This window comes from Protofrankia sp. Cr1 (assembly GCF_963555865.1).
GTDB lineage: Bacteria > Actinomycetota > Actinomycetes > Frankiales > Frankiaceae > Protofrankia.
This window is the reverse complement of record NZ_CAUVXO010000005.1, coordinates 22231-27433: the sequence shown is the minus strand read 5'-3', so window position 1 is coordinate 27433 and position 5203 is coordinate 22231. Positions and strand designations below refer to the sequence as shown.

The 5203-nt window shown below is 66.9% G+C and carries 4 protein-coding genes; all 4 read left to right on the top strand.

Annotation, left to right across the window (positions count from 1 at the left end; genetic code table 11):
• On the top strand, positions 1–1401 hold a 1401-nt coding region (locus U9980_RS01425; RefSeq protein WP_322766345.1), incomplete at its 5' end, for a hypothetical protein.
• Between the two features lie 306 nt (positions 1402–1707).
• On the top strand, positions 1708–2634 hold the full coding sequence (gene dapA, locus U9980_RS01420; RefSeq protein ID WP_322766344.1) for a 4-hydroxy-tetrahydrodipicolinate synthase: 927 nt from the start codon (positions 1708–1710) through the stop codon (positions 2632–2634).
• Positions 2631–4316 carry a ribonuclease J gene (locus U9980_RS01415; RefSeq protein WP_322766343.1) on the top strand — a complete coding sequence of 562 codons (1686 nt, stop codon included), beginning with the start codon at positions 2631–2633 and terminating at the stop codon, positions 4314–4316. The genes dapA and U9980_RS01415 overlap by 4 nt, the downstream gene beginning before the upstream one ends.
• Positions 4317–4548: 232 nt before the next feature.
• Positions 4549–5203: DNA translocase FtsK 4TM domain-containing protein (locus U9980_RS01410; RefSeq protein ID WP_322766342.1), on the top strand; the 655-nt coding region annotated here is incomplete at its 3' end.

Here is a 5203-nt window from a genome sequence, read left to right as displayed (position 1 = left end):
TACGCGGGTCTCCGGCGCCGGGTGGTGGACCAGTTCACTCTCCTGAGCGCGAACCGGTGCCAGCTCCAGCGATCGGTCAACTGGGGTCCACTGGATCCGTTACTCACCGCCGTCGCCCGTCGGCATGGCCTGCTGACCCGCACCGGTGGTCGGTTACCCGACGAGGTTTCGCTGTTACTGCCGATCTCGACGATGCCGAAGCGGGCGTTGGTCGCGTTCAATCTGGTCGGGCCGGGCGGGTCGGACGCCCATCTGATGCCCTATCCGGCAAGTGTGACAACTCAGGGTAACCTCATTGTGCGGCTGGCGGAGCACATCGGTTATCCGCCGTCGGAGGCATCACGCTTCGTCGTCGATGCGATCTCCCGGTTCCGGCCTGGCCGGTTCAGCGGTAACCATCCGGGGCTCGTTCCACGACGCGGTGCGTTGCTCGGTGTGCGGGCGATACGTGAATATCTCAACAAGGAGGCGGAGCTGGCTGTGTCGGAGGCGACGGTCCGGTCGTGGGCCGCCCTCGTCGCCGGCACCGAGGCCATCCTGGGCCAGGCGTTGGCCGAACCGCCCGACCCGCTGAGCAGCGCAGACAATCTGCTGTTGGCCGCGGGGGAGCTGTGTCGCGATCTTCGCGTACCCGTCGACATCGACGAGGCCGGTATCGAGGCGTATCTGCTCGCCTTCGTGGCGTGGATCGATGCGCTCGGTGGGGCCGGCGCCGAGGCGGTCCCGGTGCTGTCCACGGTCGCCGAGTACGGCTGGCGTTGGGAGGCGCTCGCGGCGGTGACGCTTGATCCCTACCGGCCAGCTCTGATCAAGATGCAGGAGGAGCGCCGGACGGTCCTGGACCGGTGGAGCCCGTTGCGTGGTGGTGACCAGTCGCTGTGGAGCTGGCTCGTCAATCCGACCGCGCTGGTGGATCTTGATCCGGGGGGTCCGGGAAGCTACCACGTCAGTGTGGGGACCGACGACACGAGCATTGAGATTCGCCATCCGGCCGTGATTGACTTGTATAACCGGCCAGTCGAACGTATGTTCGTAGAAGACCTTCAGCGAAACCGTGAGGTGTATGCGTACTACACGACCGACGCGCGCCGCCCGGTGCGTGCGAAGCTGCTTGTGGGGCTCAGCGTCTCGCGCGACATCTGGCGGGTGAACCTGGCGATTCTGACTCTGATGATCTTCACGGTGGGGCTGTCGGTGTTGCCTTTCCGGTTGAATGTCAATGCGGTGACCGTGGTCACCGTACCGTCGTCGTTCGCGGCCACCTTGCTGCTGACCCGGGAGCGCAGCAGCCTGGCGGCATGGGTCCTTGAGCCTTTCAAGCTCGCCCTGCTTGTCCTGCTGGTGGCCTTGGCGGTCACTGCTGGTGCACGGGCCGCGTTTGGCTGGCACACCTCCGCGTAGCGACCGAGAGAGTAAACTGATCGTCGACACCCGAGGACGGGATGGTTGGCATGCCGAAGAACTACGGCCAGGGCGTGGGCGTTGACTCCTGGCGTGCTGGTGGTCTGCGGAGCCTTGTCCGGCTCGGCCGGATCGAACTGTGGACGAGGCTGGATCGCAACATGCTGCGACCGCCCGATGATGCTCCCGTCGCGGGAGCATCATCATCACGTCGCCGTCATCATCGGGATGCCGACGACTTGGCGTAGCCGTATGGTCGAGGTTCCCCAGGCGGACGTTGCCTGACAAGGCACTAAGGTGACCGACATGTCAGTGTTGTCCCGAGCACCCTTCGGTCGCATGATCACTGCGATGGTCACCCCGTTCGCCGCGGGTGGCAAACTTGATCTTGATGGTGCCGCTGGGCTCGCCGAGCATCTGGTGGACGCGGGGAACGAAGGCCTGGTCGTCAACGGCACCACCGGGGAATCGCCTACCACCTCGGATGCGGAAAAGGAAGAGCTGCTGCGCGTGGTGGTCGAGACGGTTGGTGCCCGCGCCGCGGTGATCGCCGGGGTGGGCACCAATGACACTCGTCACACCGTGGAGTTGGCCAGGGCTGCGGAGAAGGCCGGCGCGTGCGGTCTGCTGGTGGTGAGCCCCTACTACAACAAGCCCCCGCAGGCGGGGCTCCTCGTGCACTTCACCGCCGCCGCAGACGCAACCGGCCTCCCGGTGATGATTTACGACATACCTGGCCGTAGCAGTGTGTCGGTGGCAACAGATACGCTGGTGCGACTCGCCGAGCATCCGCGGATCGTGGCGGTCAAGGACGCCAAGGACGACCTTGGAGCGTCATCGTGGGTCCTTGCCCGCACGGGTCTTGCGTACTACTCCGGGACGGACATGCTCAACCTCCCGTTGTTGTCGGTAGGTGCCGTCGGGGTGGTAAGCGTCGTCGGGCATGTCGCCACCAGCCGGCTCCGCTCGATGATCGACGCTTTCGACGCAGGTGACGCGGTCCGTGCCCGTGCTCTGCACATGAGTCTGCTTCCGGCGTACGAGGGCCTATTCAGGAACCAAGGTGTGATCATGACAAAGGCTGCTCTCAATATGGCGGGACTGCCCGCTGGCGGTGTCCGCCCGCCACTGGTCGACGCGACGGACGATGAACGCGAGCGACTGCGTGTCGACCTCGCCGCGGCCGGGGTCGATCTCTGCGTGGACGCGAGCGCGACGGTGGGGTCCGCGTGAGCCATCCCCATCCCGGGTTGGGAACGCCACCGCCGCTGCCCCCGGACGGTCTGCGCATCGTCGCGCTCGGCGGCCTGGGCGAGATCGGCCGCAACATGACCGTGTTCGAGTTCGACGGCCGGCTGCTCATCGTCGACTGTGGGGTCCTGTTTCCCGAGACGGACCAGCCGGGCGTCGACCTGATCCTTCCCGACTTCACTGCGATTCGGGACAGGCTCGACGCGATCGATGCGGTCGTGCTCACCCACGCGCACGAGGACCACATCGGCGCCGTGCCCTACCTGCTACGTGAGCGTGCAGACATTCCGTTGGTCGGTTCCCGGCTGACCCTTGCGCTGATGGTGGCCAAGCTCGCCGAGCATCGCATCAGCCCGGTCACGATCGAGGTCCGGGAGGAACAGACCCAGAGCTTCGGCCCGTTCAACTGCGAGTTCTTCGCGGTCAACCACTCCATTCCGGACGCTTTGGCTGTCGCGATCCGCACTCCGGCGGGCCTTGTGCTGCACACCGGCGACTTCAAGATGGATCAACTACCCCTTGACGGCCGCCTGACCGACCTCGGTGGTTTCGCCCGGCTCGGCCGGGAAGGCGTTGATCTGCTTCTGTCCGACTCCACCAATGCCGAGGTGCCGGGTTTTGTCACATCCGAGCGGGAGATTGCCCCGGTGCTCGACGGCGTGTTCCGGGATGCCAAGAAGCGGATCATCGTCGCGTGCTTTGCCAGCCATGTGCACCGGGTTCAGCAGGTTCTTGACGCGGCGGAAGCTCACGGTCGCTCGGTGTGCTTCGTCGGGCGGTCGATGGTCCGTAACATGGGGGTGGCCCGCGATCTCGGGCTGCTCCGGGTGCCGACCGGCCTTGTGATCGATCTGCGGGACGTCGGTGCGTTGCCCGACCGCAACATCTGCCTGGTCTCGACCGGGTCCCAGGGCGAGCCATTGTCGGCGCTGTCGCGGATGGCCAACCGCGACCACGCCATCCAGATCCAGGCCGGCGACACGGTGGTGCTGGCCTCCAGCCTGATACCCGGCAACGAGAACGCGGTCTACCGGGTGATCAACGGTTTGGCTCGCTGGGGCGCGAAGGTCGTTCACAAGGGGGTGGCAAAGGTCCACACCTCCGGCCACGCCCCAGCAGGCGAGCTGCTCTACGTCCTCAACGCTACCCGGCCGTCGAACGTGATGCCGGTGCACGGCGAATGGCGACACCTGCGGGCACACGGCGCGCTCGCCGAGGCCAGCGGTGTACCCGCCGACAGGGTGGTGCTGGCCGACGACGGCATGGTCGTCGACCTCGTCGACGGGCAGGCGAACATCACCGGTGTGGTCCCGTGCGGCTATGTCTACGTTGACGGGCTCGCGGTCGGCGACGTCGGCGAACCAAGCCTGAAGGATCGCCGCATCCTGGGCGAGGAGGGCTTCATCACGATCATGGTTGTCGTTGACGCGGCGTCCGGAAAGGTCGTGGGTGGTCCGGAACTGTCGACACGGGGCTTTTCCGACACTCGCGATGCCTTCGAGCAGGTTCGCGGACTGGTCACCGACACGTTGGCGGAAGCGATGCGGTCGGGGATGGTCGACGTCGGCGCGCTCCAGCAGCTGGTACGTCGCACGGTCGGGCGCTGGGTCAGTGACACCTATCGACGTCGTCCGATGATTATTCCGGTTGTCGTCGAGGTCTGATCCGGCCCGGGGCGACGCGCCCGGAAGGTCGCGGTTGCCCGATGTCAGCGCCGCGGACCTGTACCCTCGGCGCGTGGCCACGCGGGCAGGTGGCACGCGTACGCGTGCCCAGGGCGGGACGGCGAGCTCCCGAGCCGCGCCCGCGCGGCGCCCGCCGGCGAAACCCCGGTCGAATGCACAGTCGAAGGGACAGAAGGGCGGTCGCGCAAAGGCGCCGCCACGCAAGCCCAGCGTGCCCTTCACGCTGCTGATCGCCCGGAGCGTCATCCGGTTGACGGTGCGTTTCTGGCTCGCTGCGGCCACGCTGTTGGGCAGTCTGCTACGCCGAATCGGCCGTGGTGCTCGTGACCTTCACATCGACGGGACCCACCAGCGGGACGGTGTGGCGCTCGCCGCGCTTGGTGCCACCGTCCTCACGGCGGCGGCAGTCTGGTTTCACGCCGCCGGGCCGGTCGGACGGGTTGTCTCCGTGGTGCTGCACTTCCTGGTCGGCGTGGGCGCGGTGGCGCTGCCGCTGTTCGGCTTGGGCGCGACCTGGAGACTTGTCCGCAGTCCCAGCGATCCAGACAGCCGCGGTCGGGTGGTGATCGGCTGGACCGCGTTCGGGTTGGGCGCGCTGGGGATCGTGCACCTGGCGCGCGGAGTTCCCGACTTCGCCGCCGGCCAGCACGCGATGGGGAGGGCGGGGGGGCTTGCCGGGTTCCTCGTCAGCTCGCCGTTGACTGGTGCCGTGACGGCCTACCTGGCCGCCCCGCTCCTGATTCTGCTCAGCCTGTTCGGCGTTCTCGTGATCACGAAGACGCCGATCCGCGCGGTTCCTGACCGGCTGCGAGACCTGCAGGACAAGCTCCTGGTGGGCATCCTCGCCGCCGATGACCGGGATGACG